We start from the raw sequence: 17272 nt of genomic DNA, 5'->3' as shown, positions 1-17272 counted from the left end.
ATTGACCTTCGTGACGTCAAGACCGCGCGCCTTGGTGACCGCCCCGCTGCGGGGGCCGGGCTTCGCCAAGCTCGCCGAACTGGCCGATGTGGTCTACGACCCCTGGATAGAGCAGACCCCGCTGCGGATCTACAGCGCCGAGCAACTGGCCGACCGCATCGCGGCCGAGGCCGCCGATGTCCTTGTGGTGGAAGGCGACTCGGTGGCCGGGCCGGTGCTCGAGCAGGGGCTGCGCGCGATCGCGTCCACCCGGGGTGACCCCAACAACGTCGACATCGCCGCGGCCACGGCCGCCGGTGTCCCGGTGCTCAACACCCCGGGCCGCAACGCCGACGCGGTCGCCGAGATGACGGTGGCGCTGCTGCTGGCCGCCACCCGCCGGCTGCTGCCTGCGGACGCGGATGTCCGCAGCGGCAACATCTTTCGCGACGGCAGCATCCCATATCAGCGATTCCGCGCCTGGGAGATCGCCGGGCGCACCGTCGGCCTAGTGGGCCTGGGCGCGGTCGGGCGCGCCACCCGGTGGCGGCTGGCCGGGCTGGGCATGCGGGTCATCGCTCACGACCCGTACAACGACGAGGCGCGGCACGGACTCGACGAGCTGCTGGCCGAGGCGGACGTCGTCTCGCTGCACGCGCCCGTCACCGACGACACGGTCGGCATGATCGGGGCGCCGCAGTTCGCCGCCATGCGCGACGGCGTGGTCTTCCTCAACACCGCGCGCGCCCAGCTGCACGACACCGACGCGCTCGTCGACGCGCTGCGCGGCGGCAAAGTGGCGGCCGCCGGCCTGGACCACTTCGTCGGCGAATGGCTGCCCACCGACCACCCGCTGGTCGGCATGCCCGATGTCGTGCTGACGCCCCACATCGGCGGCGCCACGTGGAACACTGAGGCTCGGCAGGCGCAAATGGTGGCCGACGATCTGGAGGCGCTGCTGTCCGGCAAAACGCCCGCCCACATCGTCAACCCGGAGGTGCTGGCGTGATGAAATTTGTTGACAACCCCGAGAACGCGGTGCTGGACGCGGCCAAGGACATGCTGCGCCGGGGCCTGGTCGAGGGAACCGCCGGCAACATCTCCGCGCGGCGCCCCGACGGCAGCATCGTCATCACGCCGTCGTCGGTCGATTACCGCGACATGCAGCTCGAAGACCTCGTCCTGATCGACCCGGACGGCGCCGTGCTGCGCGCGGCCGACGGCCGCTCACCGTCGTCGGAGTTGCAGCTGCACCTGGCCTGCTACCGCGCGTTCGACGACATCGGCAGCGTCATCCACAGCCACCCGGTGTGGGCGACGATGTTCGCCATTGCGCACCAATCGATTCCGGCCTGCATCGACGAGTTCGCGGTGTACTGCGGCGGGGACGTCCGATGCACCGAGTACGCCGCGTCCGGCACGCCCGACGTCGGCGCCAACGCCGTCAAGGCGCTCGACGGACGGGGCGCCGCGCTGATCGCCAACCACGGCCTGGTGGCCGTGGGCCCGCGGCCGGACAAGGCGCTGCACATCACCGCCCTGGTCGAGCGGACCGCCCAAATCGTTTGGGGTGCAAGGGCCCTCGGCGGCCCGGTGCCCATACCCGAGGACGTGAACCGCAACTTCGCCGGCGTCTACGGCTACCTGCGCGCGAACGCCTGATGCGCCGGGTCCGGTTAGGCCACGCGAGCGTGGCGCGGGTGCTGGAACTTCAATTCGACCTGCCGACAAGCTCCTTCCCGCACACCCCGCCCTCGGGGTGGCGGGACAACGCCGACCTGCTGGTGCCGGACTTCTTCGACCCCGGCACCGACCAGTGGCACATCGCGATCCAGAGCTGGGTCATCGAGGTCGACGGGCTGACCGTGGTCGTGGACACCGGCGTCGGCAACGATCGCGAGCGCCCGCACATGCCACCCCTGGACCACCTGAGCACCGAGTTCCTGGCGGCGCTGCGGGCGGCCGGCGTCGACCGCGACGCGGTGGACGTGGTGGTCAACACCCACATCCACTCCGACCACGTCGGGTGGAACACCATGCGGGAGAACGACTCCTGGGTGCCGACGTTTCCCAACGCCCGATACCTGGTGCCGGCGGCGGACTACCGCCACTTCTCGCCCGACGGGCCCGCGGGCGAGCAGCCCGGCGACCGGCTGGTCTTCGCCGACAGCGTTGCCCCGGTCGACCAGGCGGGGCAGCTGGTCCAATGGTCCGACGACTACCAGATCAGCCCCTCGCTGCGGCTGCGGCCCGCCCCGGGCCACACCCCGGGCTCCTCGGTGCTGTGGCTGGATGCGGGCGTGCCGGCGGTCTTCGTCGGCGATCTCACCCACAGCCCGCTGCAGCTGCGCCGCCCCGCCGACGCCTGCGCGTTCGACGTCGACCCGTCGGCGGCCGCGGCGACCCGCCGCCGGATCTTCACCGAGTCCGTCCAGGCTAAGGCCGCCGTGCTGCCCGCGCACTACCCCGGCTGCGGCGGCGCCACGATCCGCGCCGTGGCCGATCAATTCGAGGTCGACCGCTGGCTGGACTTCGAATCCTTATGACAGCTATTGCATTTCAGGCTCAGCGGGCCTAAGTCCACGAAACAGCTTCATGCGATGGATGTTGATCCGATAGAACATCCCGGGGAAACGGCGGTATAAGTGCCAGATCACTTGAACCACAGCCGGAAACACGATCAACGGCCGATTCCGCTCCACGCCGCGCAGGATCGCGGCGGCCGCGGCCCGGGCGCTCATCTGGGGCATCAGATAGTGGGTGCGCCGACTCAGAGCCGCCACCTGCTCGCGCGGCATGTTCACCACGACCATGTTGTCGTAAATCTTCGTCTTCATGTCGCCCGGGCATGCCACGCTTACCTTCACGCCGAGGTCCGCTCCCTCAGCCCGCAGCGAAAGCGAAAGCCCAACGATCCCATGCTTGCTCGCACAGTACGCGGCATTGCCCGGCTGCGGCACCAGCCCACTGAGTGACGAGATATTGACGATGTGTCCGTGGCCCTGGCGCGTCATCAGCTGATAGGCGCGCACCGTTCCGTGCACCACGCCCAGCAGGTCGACGTCGAGGACGCGACGCCACTGCTGCACCGAAAGGTCGCGAGAATCCCCGCCGATCGCGATGCCGGCGTTATTGATCATGTAGTCGAGGTGTCCGTATTCGGCGAAGGTGTCCTCGATCAGCCGCGCCACGCCCGTTTGGTCGGCCACATCGACCATTACGGCAACTGCCGTTCTGCCGGCCTGCGTCAGTCGCCCGGCCACCTGACGTGCGGCATCGCCATCGATATCGGCGACGACGACCGTCGCGCCCCGGCGCCCGAGCTCCTCACACAGCGCCTCGCCGAGACCCATTCCGCCGCCGGTAACGATCGCCACCGCGTTCTCGAACCGCCGCATGACCGATTCCTCTCCGGCGAGCTACCGCGATATATTACATCTGATGTAATATTACATCGGATGTAATAAGCGGGAAAGGGGCGATCACGACAAGCCAGATGAGCCTGCGCGAACGTAAGCGAACGCAGACTAGGAGGGAGCTCATCAGCGCGGCCATGAGCCTGTTCGAGGAAAAGGGCTACGAGGAGACCACTGTCGCTGAGATTGCCTCCACCGCAGGTGTTTCCACGAAGACATTCTTCAATTACTTCGCGAGCAAGGATGAGGTCCTCTTTCCTCACCTATCCCGCCGGGTCAGCGCCGCAGTGGCTCTCATCGAGCAGCGCGCACCGGATGATGGGATGGCCGACGTCCTCGTGGCGGCGATGCAGCACATGCTGGCCGATGCCCTCACCGAGGAAGTCCATGGCGGCCTGGCCGCGGTGCGGCTGCCGATGATTGTGTCTGTGCCCGCCGTTCAGGCGGCCACCCTGCACCGCTACTTCCTCGCCGAAACCCAATTGGCCCGGGCGCTGCATCGCGCGTATTCCGACGCGCTCGACCCGGCGGCCGCTGCCGCCGTCATCGGCTCGGTCATGGGGGCGGCGATCGCCGCCGCGCTCGCGTGCCTGCAAGACGAAGGCACCGCCGAGCAGTTACGCGCCGCTGTCGAATCCGCGATCGATATCGCGATCAACGGCGTGCGTGACCTGCCCACCGGGTCGCGCCCCGCCATTCGCGCGGCGAGGCCCCGTGCGCGCGGCCGAACAGCCGACTGAAATAGCCCGGATCGGACATCCCGATCCGCCTGGCGACCTCCGCGACCGGCAGGTCCGTTTCGGCCAGCAAGGCGCGAGCCGCGGCCATGCGGCGGTCGGTTATCCACTCCCCGACGGTGCGTCCGGTGCGGCGCCGCACCACGGTGGTCAGGTGCCCTGGCGTGATGCCGAGCTCGGCGGCCACGTCACGCAGCGACAACGGTTCGCGGTGACGCCGGTCGATCACCTCGAAGACCCCGGCCAGCAGCGGTTCCCCACTGCGGCGTAGCTCGGCCGCCACCGGGCCCGCCAGCCGCGCGAGATCGATCAGCAACAGCGTGAGATGCGACAGGGCCGCCTGCCGGTAGCCGTCCTGCCGCTCGCGCAGTTCCGCTTCGATCGAAGCGATCGCGGCGTCCCACGCCGGCCGTCGTTCGTCGGGCACCTGTAGGCGCAGGATCCCGCCGGCGTGCCCGTGCAGGAACGGGAACAGCAGCGGGTGGGCCCGCCACGCAGGCCACGGCGATCGCCCGTCCTCACCGAGCGCGGCGGGGTCGAAGAAAACCGCAACGCCGGCGTCGCGATGCTCCAGCCATCTCGGGTCGAGCACCTCGCCCGCGGCCGCCACGTGGACGAGACCGGCCTCCGGCAGGTACCAAAGCGCCGGAAAGTCGTGGATGTGGCGGCCCCGTTCGACGAAATCCTCGGGGCCCGAGCGCACCACCGACACCGGGGGCGTATCCGGGCCGCTTCGGTATTCGTAGATCGGCACGCCCGCGCGCTGCCTGACCATCCGAGTCGGTCGCGTCATAGGTACCAAAAATAATCTAGGTTTCACCGATGATCACCCAATTCTCGGACTGGTCAGTGGTTCACCATGGATGACGTGACGAAACATCATCCACATGATTACCTGCCCGCCGCCGGCCATGACGCGCTGCTGCCCGCGTACGACCTGATGTCTCGCCTGCTGGGCATGAAAAGGGTGCAAGAGGCCCTCATCGCGCAGGCTCAACTCGCCGACTGCCGTCGCATCCTGGAAATCGGCTGCGGCACCGGCAATCTCGCAATCATGGCCAAGCGCGCCTATCCGCACATCGAGGTGATCGGATGCGATCCCGACCCGAGGACGCTTGACCGGGCGCGGCGAAAGACGGACGAGGTCCGCTTCGAACAGGGCTACGCCGAACGGCTCCCCTACGCCGACGGCGAATTCGACCGGGTGCTGTCGTCGATGATGCTGCACCATGTCAACGACGACGCGAAAGCCGCTGCGGCGGCCGAGATTTTCCGGGTCCTTCGCCCCGGGGGCAGGCTGCACCTGGTCGACATCGGCGGTGACGCGACCGACGACCACGGCGTGGCGGCCCGGCTCATCAGGCGCAGCCACCACGCGGCCGGCAACCTCGGTGACGCGATTCCCCGACTGCTGAGGACGGCCGGGTTCGAGTGCACACAGGTCGCCACGCACAAGCAACGCGTGGTCGGACGGCTCACCTACTATCGCGCCGCCCGTCCGGCCTAGCCCTGGCCGAGGCGAACCGGCAGTGATTCGTAGACGGTCATGTTGTTGCAGAGGTCGGGAAACGTCATCCTCGGCTCGCCGACTTCGATGACGCCGGATTTCAGCAAGATCTCGTCCAGGGCGGCCCGGACTTCCGCCCGGGCAAGCATCGCGCCCAGACAGTGGTGGGCGCCACCACCTCCGAAGGACTGGTGGGGGTTGGGATCACGGCGAATGTCGAACCGGTATGGATCCTCGAAGACGTCTTCGTCGCGATTGGCCGAGCGCAACATCGTCACCACGCGCGCACCCTCGGGGATCGTCATCTCGCCGAGCACGACGTCGCGGACCGCTCCACGCACCCAGAACATGATCGGTGTGGAGTAGCGGATCACCTCCTCGACCGCCGTACGCCGCGCATCCGGATCGGATCGGTAGACCGCAATCTGATCCGGGTTGGCGACGAAGGCACGAAGCCCGTCGCACAGGGCGTTTCGGGTCGTGTCCGCGCCGGCCAACCCGAGGATGAAGAAGAAGATCTCCAGCTCGTTGGCGGGCAGCAAGAAGCTCTGCCCCGACTCTGCCGTGATCTCGGTGGTGCACAGCGCGCTCCAAATGTCGTCCACGGGATGCTCGCGCTTGTAAGCGGTCAGCTCGCTGGCGTACAGGAACAGCTCCATGAAGGGCAACAGGTCGTCACCGTCGGGAACGGACATCTGCGCGCCGGCGGTCTTCAGCACCCGCTCGATCAAACCGAACACATGCGGGCGGTCGGCGTCGGGAATCCCGACGATATCGCCGATCACCGAGATGGGTAACCCCGCGGCCAGATCGACGAACTCACCGCCACCGGATTCCCGCAACCTAGCGGCCATCGCCTTGGCCCGATCGCGAATGCCGGCTTCCAACTTGGCCACGGCCCGTGGCGTGAAGGCACGGGCGATGACCTTGCGGCGAATCGTGTGATCCGGCGGATCCATGCTCACGATCGCCGGATAGGCGTCGAACAACGGCACATCCTGAATCAGCGGTCCACCAGTCGCGGTGAACGACTCGTGATCGCGATGCACCCGCGCGACGTCGGCATGCCTGGTGCACACCCAGAACTCGCGACCGACGGTAGATCTCACGTCATCGGTGAGCCGTTGGTGAAATACCGGCGTACGGGCGCGCAGCGCGGCGAACACATCGTCGGGAAACCGAGACCCCCAAATCGACGGCTCGGCGAGGTCGATCGTCGTGCCTGTCACGATGCGCCTGAACCGTGCTCGAGCTCGTTGCGCAGACCGGTCAGTATCAGGCGCAACCCGTATGCGAACGCCCCGTCGCTTGGCCCGTCAGCCGTGGCACCGGCGCGGCGGATGTGCTCGAGCTGAACCGAACCCAGCAGGTGGACATACAGCGTGGCGTGCGCCGCATCGAAACGCTCCGCGTTCAAACCGGATTCGCGCAGAATTCCGCGCGATGCGCGGTCCATCTCGGCGGCCGCCGCGGTGTGCGCATGCTCCTGTAGCAAGGCCGCGATCCCGGGTACCTCCACCAGCACCTTCCAGGCGTTCATGTAGAGCACGACCAACCGCGATTCCCAGTCGCCCTCGTCCGGCACCTCGATCTGCGCCAGCACCGACTCGATCAGCAGATCAAGCAGTTCCCGCTTGTCGCGCACGTGGTAGTAGACCGATGACGCCGCCGTGCCGGCCTCGGCCGCCAGCTCCCGCATCGTCACCCGGCCGACGCCGACGCGCTTCGCCAGCCGCAACAGGTGCTTCGTCAGGTGGGCGCGGTCGAGCGCCCCGTAGCGCAGCACCGGCGCATTGGCCACAGCCTCCACGAGCGCCCCCCTTTCGAACAGCATTCGAATTCGAACAGTATTCCGATTAGAACAATGTGCGCTTACGATGTCAACGGTCCAGCGTCCGATGCGCGACGGAGGAACACCCATGGCGCCCTACCGCGTGGTTCAGTGGTCAACCGGCAACATCGGAAAGCGGGCGCTCGGCATCCTGCTCGACCGCGACGACTTCGACGTGGTGGGCGTCCACGCCCTGGGCGCGGAGAAAGTGGGACGCGATGCCGGGGTACTCGCCGATCGGCCCGCGATCGGCGTCGCCGCGACCAGCGACGTCGACGCGCTGCTCGACCTGGCGCCCGACTGCGTCAACTACATGCCGCGCGCCATCGACTACGAGCTGGTGGAAAGGATGCTGCGCCGCGGCATCAACGTGGTCACCACCGGAGACTTCCTGACCGGCACCCACCACCCCGTCGAACTCCCGGCGCTCGAGGAGGCGGCGCAAGAGGGCGGCGCGACCTTCCTGGGGACGGGATTCGAGCCGGGCTTCATCAATGTGGTCGCCGGCTTCCTCACCGGCGCATGCCGACGGGTGCGCAGCGTCAAGCTCGTCGAAACGTTGGACTGCACAACGTATCCCATACAGGACGTGTGGAAGGTGCTCGGATTCGGCAAAACCCCCCGCGAGCGGGTGACGCACCTCGACCCGGCGACGCAACGATACGGCCTGGGCTACTTCGAGACGCTGGACATGATCGCCGCCATGCTGGGTGCCGAGCTCGACTCCAAGGAGGCGTTCGTCGAGCCCGCGGTGCTGACCCGGGATCTGGATCTGGGCTGGGTGAACTACGCCGCCGGCACCGCCGGGGGCCAGCGCCGCACCTATCGCGGTTATCGCGGCGGCCGCCCGGTGGTCGAGCTGGCCATCTGCTGGACCATGAGCGACGACGCGCTGGACCCGCAATGGAGCGATCCCAAGGGATTCAGCGTGGTGATCGACGGCGAGCCACGCGTCGACGCGACGATCCGCTTCGGCAACCCGGGAGAGGACGTGATGACCGTGTTGATGGACAGCACCGCCGTCGCGGCGGTCAACGCCATACCGTTCCTCTGCGAGGCCCGACCCGGCGTCATCAGCCCGATTGATCTGCCTGTGACCGGATCCCGGGGCGCCCTGCTCTAGCGCCGGTCGAACGCGGCCTTCACGGGCGAGCGCCCGAGCACCCCAACCATCGGTCAGGTTGCCGCGAATCGGAGGCGGCGTACAGTGGGAGAAGCTTGTTAAATTGGCTAAATATTAGCCCAACTACTTCTGAACAGGGGCGAACATGACTTCCACCAGGTACGAGGGCGACACCTGGGACCTGGCATCCAGCGTCGGGGTGACCGCGACGATGGTCGCCGCCGCCCGCGCCGTGGCGACCCGCGCGGAGCGTCCGCTGATCAACGACCCGTTCGCGGAGCCGCTGGTGCGGACCGTCGGCGTGGACCTGCTCACCCGGCTGGCGACCGGCGAGGTGAACCCGGACGAGCTCAACGACGCGCACGACGGCGCCACCGGTTCCGCCGGCGCGATGTCCCGGATGGCCGACAACATGGCGGTGCGCACCAAGTTCTTCGACGAGTTCTTCCTGGACGCGACCCGCGCGGGCATCACGCAGGCGGTGATCCTGGCCTCTGGGCTGGACGCCCGCGCCTACCGGCTGGCCTGGCCCGCCGGGACCGTCGTCTACGAGGTCGATCAGCCGCAGGTCATCGACTTCAAGTCGCGCACCCTCACCGAACTGGGCGCCGCGCCCACCGCCGACCGGCGCGTCGTGGCCGTCGACCTGCGCGACGACTGGCCCACCGCATTGCGGGCCGCCGGCTTCGACCCGGCCCGGCCGAGCGCCTGGAGCGCCGAGGGCCTGCTCGGCTACCTGCCCCCGGAGGCGCAGGACCGACTGCTGGACACCATTACCGAACTCAGCGCACCGGGCAGCCGGTTGGCCGTCGAAAGCGCGCCCAATCGCGAGCCCGGCGACGAGGACAAGATGAGGGAGCGCATGCAGCAGATCTCCGAACGCTGGCGTGCGCACGGCTTCGACCTCGACATGGCGGGGCTGGTGTACTTCGGGGAACGCAACGAGGCTGCCCCCTACCTGCGCGACCGGGGCTGGGCGCTGAACGGCGTCACCATCCGGGAGTTGTTCTCGGCCAACGGGCTTCCGCCGCTCGAGGACGACGACATGCGCATGGGTGAAATGCTCTACGTCAGCGGCACTTTGGAGAAGAAATAGGAGCCATTGCATGACTGTGGAATCGGGACGCACGCAAGGCGACAGCTGGGGACCCGGGCACAGCGTGGGGGCGACGGCCACCATGGTGGCGGCGTCTCGCGCGGTGGCGTCGCAGGGACCCGACCCGCTGCTCGACGATCCGCTGGCCGAACCGCTGGTCCGCGCCGTCGGCCTGGAGCCCTTCATCCGCATCGTCGACGGGCAGGTCGATTTCGAGGACGACCCGCTGTTCAACCGCAAGGCCCGCGCCGAACAGATCACGGTTCGCACCCGGTTCTTCGACGACTTCTTCACCGGCGCGACCAGAGACGGTGTCCGACAGGCGGTGATCCTGGCTTCGGGCCTGGACACCAGGGCCTACCGGTTGGACTGGCCCGCCGGGACCGTCGTCTACGAGATCGACCAGCCACAGGTGATCGCCTTCAAGACGGACACCCTCGCCGGGCTCGGCGCCGCGCCGACCGCCGAGCGCCGCGCGATCGCCATCGATCTGCGCGATGACTGGCCGAGGGCCCTGCGCGACGGCGGATTTGACACGGCGCAGCCGACCGCGTGGAGCGCAGAAGGGTTGCTCCCCTACCTGCCGCCCGAGGCCCAGGACCGGCTGTTCGACAACATCACCGCGCTCAGCGCCCCGGGCAGCCGGCTGGCCACCGAGCACGTGCCCGATCCCAACGCATTCTCCGACGAGCGGTTGCAGCGCATCAGCGAACGGTGGCAGCGCTTCGGCTTCAACCTCAACGCGGCCGACCTGTTCTACCGCGGGGAACGCAACGTCGTCGCCGACTACCTCGGTGCCCGCGGCTGGCGGGTGACGGCGCATCCGGCACGGGAGTTGTACGCGCAGAACGGGTTCGAATTCCCCGAGGACGAGATGTCGGCCACCTTCGGCGAGTTGAGCTACGTCGCCGCGACGCTCGCCTAGCGGATTGGCTAGGGTTTCGGCTATGTCACGCGCTCACGACGACGAGTGGGACCTGGCGTCCAGTGTGGGCGCGACGGCGACCATGGTGGCCGCCGGTCGCGCCATGGCGACGAAGGATCCCCGCGGCCTCATCCACGACCCGTTCGCCGAACCGCTGGTTCGCGCGGTCGGCGTGGACTTCTTCACCAAGATGATGGACGGCGAACTCGACCTCGACGCGATCGAGAACGTTTCCCTGGTCCGCATGCAGGCGATGGTCGACGGAATGGCCGTGCGCACCAAGTATTTCGACGACTACTTCGTCAAGGCGACGGAGGGCGGAATCCGCCAGGTGGTGATACTGGCATCGGGGCTGGACTCGCGCGCGTACCGGTTGCCATGGCCGGTCGGCACGGTGGTCTACGAGATCGACCAGCCACGCGTGATCGAGTTCAAGACCGCCACGTTGGCCGGGATCCCCGCCGAACCGACCGCGACGCGGCGCACCGTGCCGATCGACCTGCGCGCCGACTGGCCGGCGGCACTGAAAGCGGCCGGATTCGATACGACGGCGCCCACCGCGTGGCTGGCCGAGGGTCTGCTGATCTACCTGCCGCCCGAGGCCCAGGACCGGTTGTTCGACAACATCACCGCACTCAGCGTGCCCGGCAGCACGATCGCCACCGAATTCGTGCCCGGCATCGTCGATTTCGATGCCGACAAGGTGCGGGAGATGTCGGGTTCCTTCCGTGAACACGGGGTGGACATCGACATGGCGTCGCTGGTCTACGCCGGCGAGCGCAACCACGTCGTGGACTATCTACGGTCCAAGCGGTGGGACGTCGAGGGGACCACCCGGACGGAATTGTTCCGGCGCCAGGGCATCGAGGCGCCCGCCCCGGAGAACGACGACCCGCTCGGCGAGATCATCTTCATCAGCGGCGGGCTCGCCGGGTAGTTCGTCAGAACCGCGACTGCCCGGGCCACAACACGGTGGCACCGCTCAGCGTCTGCTCGACGTTGTCCAGGATGCCGCCGACCGTGCGGCCGAGCAGCGCCGCCAGCGCGTCCGGCAGTGACGCGGCGGCCGGTTGCGACGAGGCCCGCGGCCGCAGCATGTCCAGCAGCGAGGAGCCCGGGTAGCTGACCACGCGCACTTCGCTGTCCTCGTCCAGGCCGGCCAGCACCTTGGCCCGCCGCACCGCGGTGCGCAAGCCGCCGAGTTCGTCGACCAGCCCGTGCTTGAGGGCGTCGGCGCCGGTCCAAATTCGCCCCTGCGCAACACGATCGACGGCTTCGGCGGTCAGGTTGCGCGCCTCGGCGACCCGCCGGACGAAGTCCGCGTAGAACAGGTCCGCCTCGGCTTCCCGGTGAGCCTGCTGCTCCGGAGTGAACGGCGCGTCCATCGACCACGCGTCGGCATTGGCGTTGGTGCGCACGGTATCCGACCCGACCCCCAACCGCTCCAACAGGTCCCGGATCACCAGCTTGCCGGTGAGCACACCGATCGACCCGGTGACGGTGGCCGGGTTGGCGACGATCGCGTCGGCCCCCATCGAGACGTAGTAGCCGCCGGAGGCGGCGACGGCACCCATGGACGCCACCACCGGCTTGCCGCGGGTGCGCGCCCTGGTCACCTCGCGCCAGATGCTCTCCGACGCGGTGATCGTGCCGCCGGGGCTGTTGACCCGCAGCACGATCGCGGACACCGACTCGTCGGCGGCCGCCTCCCGCAGCGCCGCCCCGATGGTGTCGCCCCCGGCGGTGGAGGCCCCGAACGGCAGGAAACCGGGACCACCGCGCCCGTCGACGATCATGCCGTCGAGGGTGACGACGGCCAGGGTCGGCTTGGGCCGCCGGCCCGGCACCGGCGGTCTGGGCGGCGCCAATCGGGAGCGGGCCGCGCCGGCATACCGGGTCAAGTACAGCCGCGGCGGGTCGTCCTCATCCGAAACATCCTTTACGCCAACAAGTTCCGCTATGCGGGCGTAGGCCTCGTCGCGGAACCCGATCCGGTCGAGCAGGCCGGCGGCCACAGCGTCGTCGCGCAACAGCGGTGCGCGGTCGGCCAGCGCGTCGAGCGCGCCGACGTCGAGCTTGCGCGACTCGGCGATCGCCTGCCAGGTCTGCTCCTGCAGGCTTTCCAGCATCCGGGTGACGGCCTCGCGATGGGCCGTCGTGAAACCGTGCTCGGTGAAACGATTTGCCGCGGACTTGTATTGGCCGCGCGCCACGAACTGCGGTTCGATGCCCGCCTTGTCGAACGCGTCGCGCAGGAAGGTGGCGTTGCTGGCGAAGCCGATCAGTCCGACGCTTCCCGACGGCTGCATCCACACCTCGCCGAACGCCGAGGCCAGGTAGTAGGACAGCGTGCCCGGGTAGGTCTCGGCCCACGCCAGCGTCGGCTTGGCGGCGCTGAACGCGGCGATGGCCTCGCGCAGTTCCTGCACCGCCGCCGGCGGTGAGGCGGTTAGTTGCACCCGGGCGATCAGGCCGGCGACCCGCGGGTCCTCGGCCGCGCGGTGGATGGCGGCGACCGCGTCGCGCAGCGCCATCGGCCTCCCGCCGGTGAAAATCGCCAGTGGGTCGAACCCCGCCGACTCCGGCGGTGCCGTACGCAGGTCGAGCTCGAGCACGCAGCCGTTGGGGACGCCGTGGTGGCGGGCGGTGTCGACCCGGTCGGCGAGCGCGCGGACGTCGTCGACCCCGGGAATCGAGGGCAGAAAGGCGAACATGTCTGCAGCGTACCGACACCGCCGCCGTACGGTGGTGGGGTGAGGTTTTCGATCGCCATCCCCCAATTCGACTACGACGGGTTCGACGCCGACGGCCTGCGCGGCTACCTGATCCGCGCCGAGGAGCTCGGCTTCGAGGGCGGCTGGGTGCTCGAGCAGATCATCGGCGACGCGCCGCTGCTGGCGCCGCTGGAGCTGCTGGCCTACTGCGCGGCCTGCACCGAACGCCTGCGCCTGGGGGTCGCCGTACTGGTGACCTCACTGCACGATCCGCTGCAGCTGGCGTCGTCCGTCACGGCGGTCGACCGGCTCAGCCACGGCCGGCTGGACGTCGGCGTCGGGACCGGCGGCGGCTTCCGCAAATTCGCGGCGTTCGGCGTCGAAAAGGAAACGTACATCTCGTATTTCACCGAGGGTCTTGAGTTGATGAAGGCCGCCTGGTCCGACGAACCCCGGATCACCTTCCACGGCCGGTTCCGCGACGTCGACGACCTGCCGATCGCGCCCAAGCCGGTGCAGCGTCCGCATCCGCCCATCTGGTTCGGCGGCCTGGCCCCCAAGGCCCTGGCCCGCGCGGTGCGCCACGGCGACTCGTTCCTGGGCGCGGGGTCGTCGACCACCGAGGCCTTCGCCGGAGCCGTCGCCGTGGTGCGCCGTGAACTCGACGAACAGCAAAGGGACCCGGCGCATTTCACCATCGGCAAGCGCGTCTACCTCATGGTGGACGACGATGCGGCGCGGGCCCGGGAGCGGGTGCTCGCCGGGCTGCGGCGGATCTACGGCAAGATGCCGGGCGTCGACGATGTACCGGTCTCGGGCACGCCCGACGACGTCGCGCGCGGGCTGCAACAGGTGATCGACGCCGGCGCGGAGTACCTGTTGCTCAACCCGGTCGGCGTCGACGTCGAAGAGAACCGCGAGCAGATGGAACGCCTTGCCGCGGAAGTGATTCCGCGGTTGGGCTGATCAGAGCTCGGTGGCCGAGCCGCCCGCGGCGGTGATCTTCTCGCGGGCGCTGCCGCTGAACTTGTGCGCCGTCAGGTCGACCTTGACGGTCAGCTTGCCGTCGCCGAGAACCTTGACCAACGCGTTCTTGCGGACCGCGCCCTTGGCGACCAACTCGTCCACGCCGATGGAGCCGCCCTGCGGGAACAGCCGGTTGATGTCGCCGACGTTGACGATCTCGTACTCGGTGCGGAACCGGTTGCGGAAGCCCTTGAGCTTGGGCAGCCGCATGTGGATCGGCATCTGCCCACCCTCGAAGGTGGCCGGCACGTTCTTGCGGGCCTTGGTGCCCTTGGTGCCGCGGCCGGCGGTCTTGCCCTTGGAGCCCTCACCGCGACCGACTCGGGTCCGCGCGGTCTTCGACCCGGGCGCGGGCTTCAGGTCGTGCAGCTTGATCGTCATTTCTTCTTCCCTCCGGCGGCTGTCGCCTCGGCCGGCTCCACCACGACGAGGTGGTTGACCACCGCGATCAGGCCGCGGGTCTGCGGGGTGTCCTCACGGATCACCGAGTGGCGGATCCGTCGCAGGCCCAGGGTGCGCAGGCTCTCCCGCTGCTTCCAGCGGGCCCCGATGGTGCTGCGCACCTGGGTGATCTTCAGTTCGCTCATTGCGGTGCCGTTCCCTCTCGCGCGGCGCTTGCGGCCAGCGCTTCACTTTCCCGCCGGGCCCTCAGCATTCCGGCCGGGGCGACGTCCTCGATGGGCAGTCCGCGCCGGGCGGCCACCTCCTCGGGACGCTGCAGCAGCTTGAGCGCGGTGACCGTGGCATGCACCACGTTGATCGCGTTGTCGCTGCCCAATGACTTGGCCAGGATGTCGCGCACACCGGCGCATTCCAGCACGGCACGCGCCGCACCGCCGGCGATCACACCGGTACCGGGGCTGGCCGGGCGCAGCAGCACCACGCCCGCGGCCGCTTCACCCTGCACCGGGTGCGTGATGGTGCCGCCGATCAGCGGGACCCGGAAGAAGCCCTTGCGCGCCTCCTCCACGCCCTTGGCGATGGCGGCCGGAACTTCCTTGGCCTTGCCGTAGCCGACGCCGACCATTCCATTGCCGTCGCCCACGATGACCAACGCGGTGAAGCTGAAGCGCCTACCGCCCTTGACCACCTTGGAGACGCGGTTGATGGCGACGACCCGCTCGAGGTAGTTGCTCTTGTCGCCGTCGCGATCGCGGCCACGGCCGCGGTCACCGTCGCGCCGACCGCGGCTGTCGCGGTCACCGCGCGAGTCACGGCTGTCTGGGCCTTGCCCGCCGGCCGACTGTTCCGCCATTATGCGGTCCTTCCAGGCTTGTTCGAGGTCTCGATCATCTAGAAACTCAATCCGTTCTCGCGTGCGGCATCGGCCAGCGCCGCGATCCGTCCGCCGTAGGTGTACCCGCCGCGGTCGAACACCGCGGTGTCGATACCGGCGGCCTTGGCGCGCTCGGCGATCAACTGGCCGACCCGCACGCTGCGGGCCTTCTTGTCGCCCTGCAGGCCGCGCACGTCGTCCTCGATGGAGGACGCGGCGGCCACCGTGGTGCCGTTCTCGTCGTTGACCAGCTGCACGTGGATGTGCCGTGCGGACCGGTTGACGACGAGCCGCGGACGCTCCGGGGTGCCCGTGATCTTCTTGCGCAGCCGCGCATGCCGGCGCAGCCGGGAGACCCGACGAGTCGCGGATACGCTCTGCCCCACCGGCTTCCGCGCGGCGGTGTCAGCTTGTTTTTGCGCCATGGCTACTTACCTGTCTTTCCGACCTTGCGGCGGATCTGCTCACCCTCGTAGCGCACGCCCTTGCCCTTGTACGGGTCGGGACGGCGCAGGCGGCGGATGTTCGCCGAGATCTGGCCGACCTTCTGCTTGTCGATCCCGGAGATCGAGAACTTCGTCGGTGACTGCACCGCGAACGTGATGCCCTCGGGCGCCTCGATGACCACCGGGTGGCTGTAGCCCAGCGCGAACTCGAGGTTGGCGCCCTTGAGCTGCACGCGGTAACCGACCCCGAAGATCTCCATCTTGGTGGTGTAACCCTCGGTCACACCGGTGACCAGGTTGGACACCAGGGTGCGCGACAGCCCGTGCAGCGACCGGTTGCGCCGCTCGTCGTTGGGACGGGTGACCACGATCGCGCCATCTTCGTTGCGCGCCACCGTAATCGGTTCGGCGACGGTCAGATTCAGGCTGCCCTTGGGGCCCTTCACCGAGACGTTCTGGCCCTCGATCATTACGTCGACTCCGGAGGGAACCGGAACCGGCTGCTTACCAATGCGCGACATAATCTATTGCTGCCTCTCCCGCTACCACACGTACGCGAGGACTTCGCCGCCCACGCCCTGTCTGGCTGCCTGACGATCGGTCAGCAGGCCCGAGGAGGTCGAGATGATCGCCACGCCCAGGCCGCCGAGCACGCGCGGCAGGTTGGTGGATTTCGCATACACCCGCAGACCGGGCTTGGACACTCGCCGCAATCCGGCGATGCTGCGCTCCCGGCTGGGGCCGTACTTGAGTTGGACGACGAGCGACTTGCCGACCCGGGCGTCTTCCGTCCGGTAGTCGGTGATGTAGCCCTCGGCCTTGAGGATCTGGGCGATGTTGGCCTTGATCTTCGAGTGTGGCAACGTCACCTCGTCGTGATACGCCGAATTGGCGTTGCGCAGACGTGTCAAGAAGTCTGCGATCGGGTCCGTCATAGTCATGACAGGCGTGTCACCTTCCTCGCGGCGGTTCCCGTCCCGGGCCTACCGCGCAACTGTTTGGGGCTTGTTACCAACTGCTCTTTTGCACGCCGGGCAGTTCGCCCGCGTGCGCCATCTCGCGCAGGCAGATCCTGCACAGCCCGAATTTGCGGAAGACCGCGCGCGGGCGGCCGCACCTGTTGCAGCGCGTGTAGCCGCGCACCGCGAACTTCGGCTTGCGTGCGGCCTTGTTGACCAGTGCCTTCTTCGCCATCT

At 68.4% G+C, this 17272-nt stretch carries 22 protein-coding genes; 10 read left to right on the top strand and 12 right to left on the bottom strand.

Annotated features, from left to right (window positions below; genetic code table 11):
• The first annotated feature begins 10 nt into the window (after positions 1 to 10).
• From G6N37_RS24315 to G6N37_RS24305, 3 genes are read left to right on the top strand one after another with little or no spacing between them, the layout of a single operon-like run.
• Positions 11 to 988: an NAD(P)-dependent oxidoreductase gene (locus G6N37_RS24315; RefSeq protein WP_163683903.1), complete on the top strand. Its 978-nt coding sequence runs from the start codon at positions 11 to 13 to the stop codon at positions 986 to 988.
• Positions 988 to 1641, top strand: coding sequence for an L-fuculose-phosphate aldolase (locus tag G6N37_RS24310; protein ID WP_163683901.1), 654 nt, complete (start codon positions 988 to 990; stop codon positions 1639 to 1641). The genes G6N37_RS24315 and G6N37_RS24310 overlap by 1 nt, the downstream gene beginning before the upstream one ends.
• On the top strand, positions 1641 to 2525 hold the full coding sequence (locus G6N37_RS24305; protein ID WP_163683899.1) for an MBL fold metallo-hydrolase: 885 nt from the start codon (positions 1641 to 1643) through the stop codon (positions 2523 to 2525). The genes G6N37_RS24310 and G6N37_RS24305 overlap by 1 nt, the downstream gene beginning before the upstream one ends.
• Before the next feature lie 3 nt (positions 2526 to 2528).
• Here G6N37_RS24305 and G6N37_RS24300 read toward each other — a convergent pair whose 3' ends face one another.
• The gene (locus G6N37_RS24300) at positions 2529 to 3377 is read right to left on the bottom strand and encodes an SDR family NAD(P)-dependent oxidoreductase (RefSeq protein ID WP_163683897.1); all 849 of its coding nucleotides are present in this window, start codon (positions 3375 to 3377) and stop codon (positions 2529 to 2531) included.
• 98 nt (positions 3378 to 3475) lie between these two features.
• Here G6N37_RS24300 and G6N37_RS24295 point away from each other — a divergent pair, with 98 nt between their 5' ends.
• Positions 3476 to 4135 carry a TetR/AcrR family transcriptional regulator gene (locus G6N37_RS24295; protein WP_197745718.1) on the top strand — a complete coding sequence of 220 codons (660 nt, stop codon included), beginning with the start codon at positions 3476 to 3478 and terminating at the stop codon, positions 4133 to 4135.
• Here the strand turns inward: G6N37_RS24295 and G6N37_RS24290 are convergent.
• On the bottom strand, positions 4050 to 4925 hold the full coding sequence (locus G6N37_RS24290; protein WP_163683894.1) for a helix-turn-helix transcriptional regulator: 876 nt from the start codon (positions 4923 to 4925) through the stop codon (positions 4050 to 4052). The genes G6N37_RS24295 and G6N37_RS24290 overlap by 86 nt on opposite strands.
• A 75-nt stretch (positions 4926 to 5000) precedes the next feature.
• Here G6N37_RS24290 and G6N37_RS24285 point away from each other — a divergent pair, with 75 nt between their 5' ends.
• Positions 5001 to 5639 carry a class I SAM-dependent methyltransferase gene (locus G6N37_RS24285; protein ID WP_372514711.1) on the top strand — a complete coding sequence of 213 codons (639 nt, stop codon included), beginning with the start codon at positions 5001 to 5003 and terminating at the stop codon, positions 5637 to 5639.
• Here the strand turns inward: G6N37_RS24285 and G6N37_RS24280 are convergent.
• Together G6N37_RS24280 and G6N37_RS24275 are read right to left on the bottom strand one after the other, a co-directional pair.
• Positions 5636 to 6868 carry a cytochrome P450 gene (locus G6N37_RS24280; RefSeq protein ID WP_163683890.1) on the bottom strand — a complete coding sequence of 411 codons (1233 nt, stop codon included), beginning with the start codon at positions 6866 to 6868 and terminating at the stop codon, positions 5636 to 5638. The genes G6N37_RS24285 and G6N37_RS24280 overlap by 4 nt on opposite strands.
• Positions 6865 to 7473 (bottom strand): TetR/AcrR family transcriptional regulator, encoded by a 609-nt coding sequence (locus G6N37_RS24275; RefSeq protein WP_163683888.1) that lies wholly within the window; start codon positions 7471 to 7473, stop codon positions 6865 to 6867. Before G6N37_RS24275 ends, G6N37_RS24280 begins: the two co-directional genes overlap by 4 nt.
• A gap of 85 nt (positions 7474 to 7558) precedes the next feature.
• Here G6N37_RS24275 and G6N37_RS24270 point away from each other — a divergent pair, with 85 nt between their 5' ends.
• The 4 genes from G6N37_RS24270 to G6N37_RS24255 all read left to right on the top strand — a co-directional run bounded on the left by G6N37_RS24270 (position 7559) and on the right by G6N37_RS24255 (position 11551).
• On the top strand, positions 7559 to 8593 hold the full coding sequence (locus tag G6N37_RS24270; RefSeq protein ID WP_163683886.1) for an NAD(P)H-dependent amine dehydrogenase family protein: 1035 nt from the start codon (positions 7559 to 7561) through the stop codon (positions 8591 to 8593).
• Between the two features lie 145 nt (positions 8594 to 8738).
• Positions 8739 to 9689, top strand: a complete 951-nt coding sequence (locus tag G6N37_RS24265) for a class I SAM-dependent methyltransferase (protein WP_163683884.1) — start codon at positions 8739 to 8741, stop codon at positions 9687 to 9689.
• Positions 9690 to 9699: 10 nt separating this feature from the next.
• Positions 9700 to 10614, top strand: coding sequence for a class I SAM-dependent methyltransferase (locus tag G6N37_RS24260; RefSeq protein WP_276066483.1), 915 nt, complete (start codon positions 9700 to 9702; stop codon positions 10612 to 10614).
• A gap of 22 nt (positions 10615 to 10636) precedes the next feature.
• Positions 10637 to 11551, top strand: coding sequence for a class I SAM-dependent methyltransferase (locus G6N37_RS24255; protein ID WP_163683882.1), 915 nt, complete (start codon positions 10637 to 10639; stop codon positions 11549 to 11551).
• Positions 11552 to 11555: 4 nt separating this feature from the next.
• On the opposite strand, the gene sppA is transcribed toward G6N37_RS24255, so the two are convergent.
• Positions 11556 to 13328 carry a signal peptide peptidase SppA gene (sppA, locus tag G6N37_RS24250; RefSeq protein ID WP_163683880.1) on the bottom strand — a complete coding sequence of 591 codons (1773 nt, stop codon included), beginning with the start codon at positions 13326 to 13328 and terminating at the stop codon, positions 11556 to 11558.
• A gap of 39 nt (positions 13329 to 13367) precedes the next feature.
• On the opposite strand from sppA, the gene G6N37_RS24245 reads away from it, so the two are divergent.
• On the top strand, positions 13368 to 14294 hold the full coding sequence (locus tag G6N37_RS24245) for an LLM class flavin-dependent oxidoreductase (RefSeq protein ID WP_163683879.1): 927 nt from the start codon (positions 13368 to 13370) through the stop codon (positions 14292 to 14294).
• On the opposite strand, the gene rplO is transcribed toward G6N37_RS24245, so the two are convergent.
• From rplO to G6N37_RS24210, 7 genes are all read right to left on the bottom strand, one after another.
• The gene (gene rplO / locus G6N37_RS24240) at positions 14295 to 14735 is read right to left on the bottom strand and encodes a 50S ribosomal protein L15 (RefSeq protein WP_046185989.1); all 441 of its coding nucleotides are present in this window, start codon (positions 14733 to 14735) and stop codon (positions 14295 to 14297) included.
• Complete coding sequence (gene rpmD / locus G6N37_RS24235) at positions 14732 to 14941, bottom strand: 50S ribosomal protein L30 (protein WP_163683878.1); 210 nt, start codon at positions 14939 to 14941, stop codon at positions 14732 to 14734. Before rpmD ends, rplO begins: the two co-directional genes overlap by 4 nt.
• On the bottom strand, positions 14938 to 15609 hold the full coding sequence (gene rpsE, locus G6N37_RS24230; protein ID WP_163683877.1) for a 30S ribosomal protein S5: 672 nt from the start codon (positions 15607 to 15609) through the stop codon (positions 14938 to 14940). Before rpsE ends, rpmD begins: the two co-directional genes overlap by 4 nt.
• A 38-nt stretch (positions 15610 to 15647) precedes the next feature.
• The gene (gene rplR / locus G6N37_RS24225) at positions 15648 to 16016 is read right to left on the bottom strand and encodes a 50S ribosomal protein L18 (protein WP_083174752.1); all 369 of its coding nucleotides are present in this window, start codon (positions 16014 to 16016) and stop codon (positions 15648 to 15650) included.
• A 41-nt stretch (positions 16017 to 16057) separates the two neighbouring features.
• On the bottom strand, positions 16058 to 16597 hold the full coding sequence (gene rplF, locus G6N37_RS24220; RefSeq protein ID WP_163683876.1) for a 50S ribosomal protein L6: 540 nt from the start codon (positions 16595 to 16597) through the stop codon (positions 16058 to 16060).
• A 21-nt stretch (positions 16598 to 16618) separates the two neighbouring features.
• Complete coding sequence (gene rpsH, locus G6N37_RS24215; protein WP_055401845.1) at positions 16619 to 17017, bottom strand: 30S ribosomal protein S8; 399 nt, start codon at positions 17015 to 17017, stop codon at positions 16619 to 16621.
• Between the two features lie 67 nt (positions 17018 to 17084).
• Positions 17085 to 17270, bottom strand: coding sequence for a type Z 30S ribosomal protein S14 (locus G6N37_RS24210; RefSeq protein WP_007167851.1), 186 nt, complete (start codon positions 17268 to 17270; stop codon positions 17085 to 17087).
• Positions 17271 to 17272 lie beyond the last annotated feature (2 nt).

It is taken from the genome of Mycobacterium seoulense (assembly GCF_010731595.1).
GTDB lineage: Bacteria > Actinomycetota > Actinomycetes > Mycobacteriales > Mycobacteriaceae > Mycobacterium > Mycobacterium seoulense.
The sequence above is the reverse complement of the archived record's forward strand: the minus strand, read 5'-3'. Positions and strand labels throughout refer to the sequence as shown.

Bases quoted from the DNA above. Each gene is read 5' to 3' on its own strand.
- G6N37_RS24290 (WP_163683894.1), bottom strand. From the start codon at position 4,925: ATGACGCGACCGACTCGGATGGTCAGGCAGCGCGCGGGCGTGCCGATC.
- rpmD (WP_163683878.1), bottom strand. From the start codon at position 14,941: ATGAGCGAACTGAAGATCACCCAGGTGCGCAGCACCATCGGGGCCCGC.
- G6N37_RS24265 (WP_163683884.1), top strand. From the start codon at position 8,739: ATGACTTCCACCAGGTACGAGGGCGACACCTGGGACCTGGCATCCAGC.
- G6N37_RS24255 (WP_163683882.1), top strand. From the start codon at position 10,637: ATGTCACGCGCTCACGACGACGAGTGGGACCTGGCGTCCAGTGTGGGC.
- G6N37_RS24270 (WP_163683886.1), top strand. From the start codon at position 7,559: ATGGCGCCCTACCGCGTGGTTCAGTGGTCAACCGGCAACATCGGAAAG.
- G6N37_RS24210 (WP_007167851.1), bottom strand. From the start codon at position 17,270: ATGGCGAAGAAGGCACTGGTCAACAAGGCCGCACGCAAGCCGAAGTTC.
- G6N37_RS24260 (WP_276066483.1), top strand. From the start codon at position 9,700: ATGACTGTGGAATCGGGACGCACGCAAGGCGACAGCTGGGGACCCGGG.
- G6N37_RS24295 (WP_197745718.1), top strand. From the start codon at position 3,476: ATGAGCCTGCGCGAACGTAAGCGAACGCAGACTAGGAGGGAGCTCATC.
- sppA (WP_163683880.1), bottom strand. From the start codon at position 13,328: ATGTTCGCCTTTCTGCCCTCGATTCCCGGGGTCGACGACGTCCGCGCG.
- rpsE (WP_163683877.1), bottom strand. From the start codon at position 15,609: ATGGCGGAACAGTCGGCCGGCGGGCAAGGCCCAGACAGCCGTGACTCG.
- G6N37_RS24300 (WP_163683897.1), bottom strand. From the start codon at position 3,377: ATGCGGCGGTTCGAGAACGCGGTGGCGATCGTTACCGGCGGCGGAATG.
- G6N37_RS24305 (WP_163683899.1), top strand. From the start codon at position 1,641: ATGCGCCGGGTCCGGTTAGGCCACGCGAGCGTGGCGCGGGTGCTGGAA.
- G6N37_RS24275 (WP_163683888.1), bottom strand. From the start codon at position 7,473: ATGCTGTTCGAAAGGGGGGCGCTCGTGGAGGCTGTGGCCAATGCGCCG.
- G6N37_RS24310 (WP_163683901.1), top strand. From the start codon at position 988: ATGAAATTTGTTGACAACCCCGAGAACGCGGTGCTGGACGCGGCCAAG.
- rplF (WP_163683876.1), bottom strand. From the start codon at position 16,597: ATGTCGCGCATTGGTAAGCAGCCGGTTCCGGTTCCCTCCGGAGTCGAC.
- rpsH (WP_055401845.1), bottom strand. From the start codon at position 17,017: ATGACTATGACGGACCCGATCGCAGACTTCTTGACACGTCTGCGCAAC.
- rplO (WP_046185989.1), bottom strand. From the start codon at position 14,735: ATGACGATCAAGCTGCACGACCTGAAGCCCGCGCCCGGGTCGAAGACC.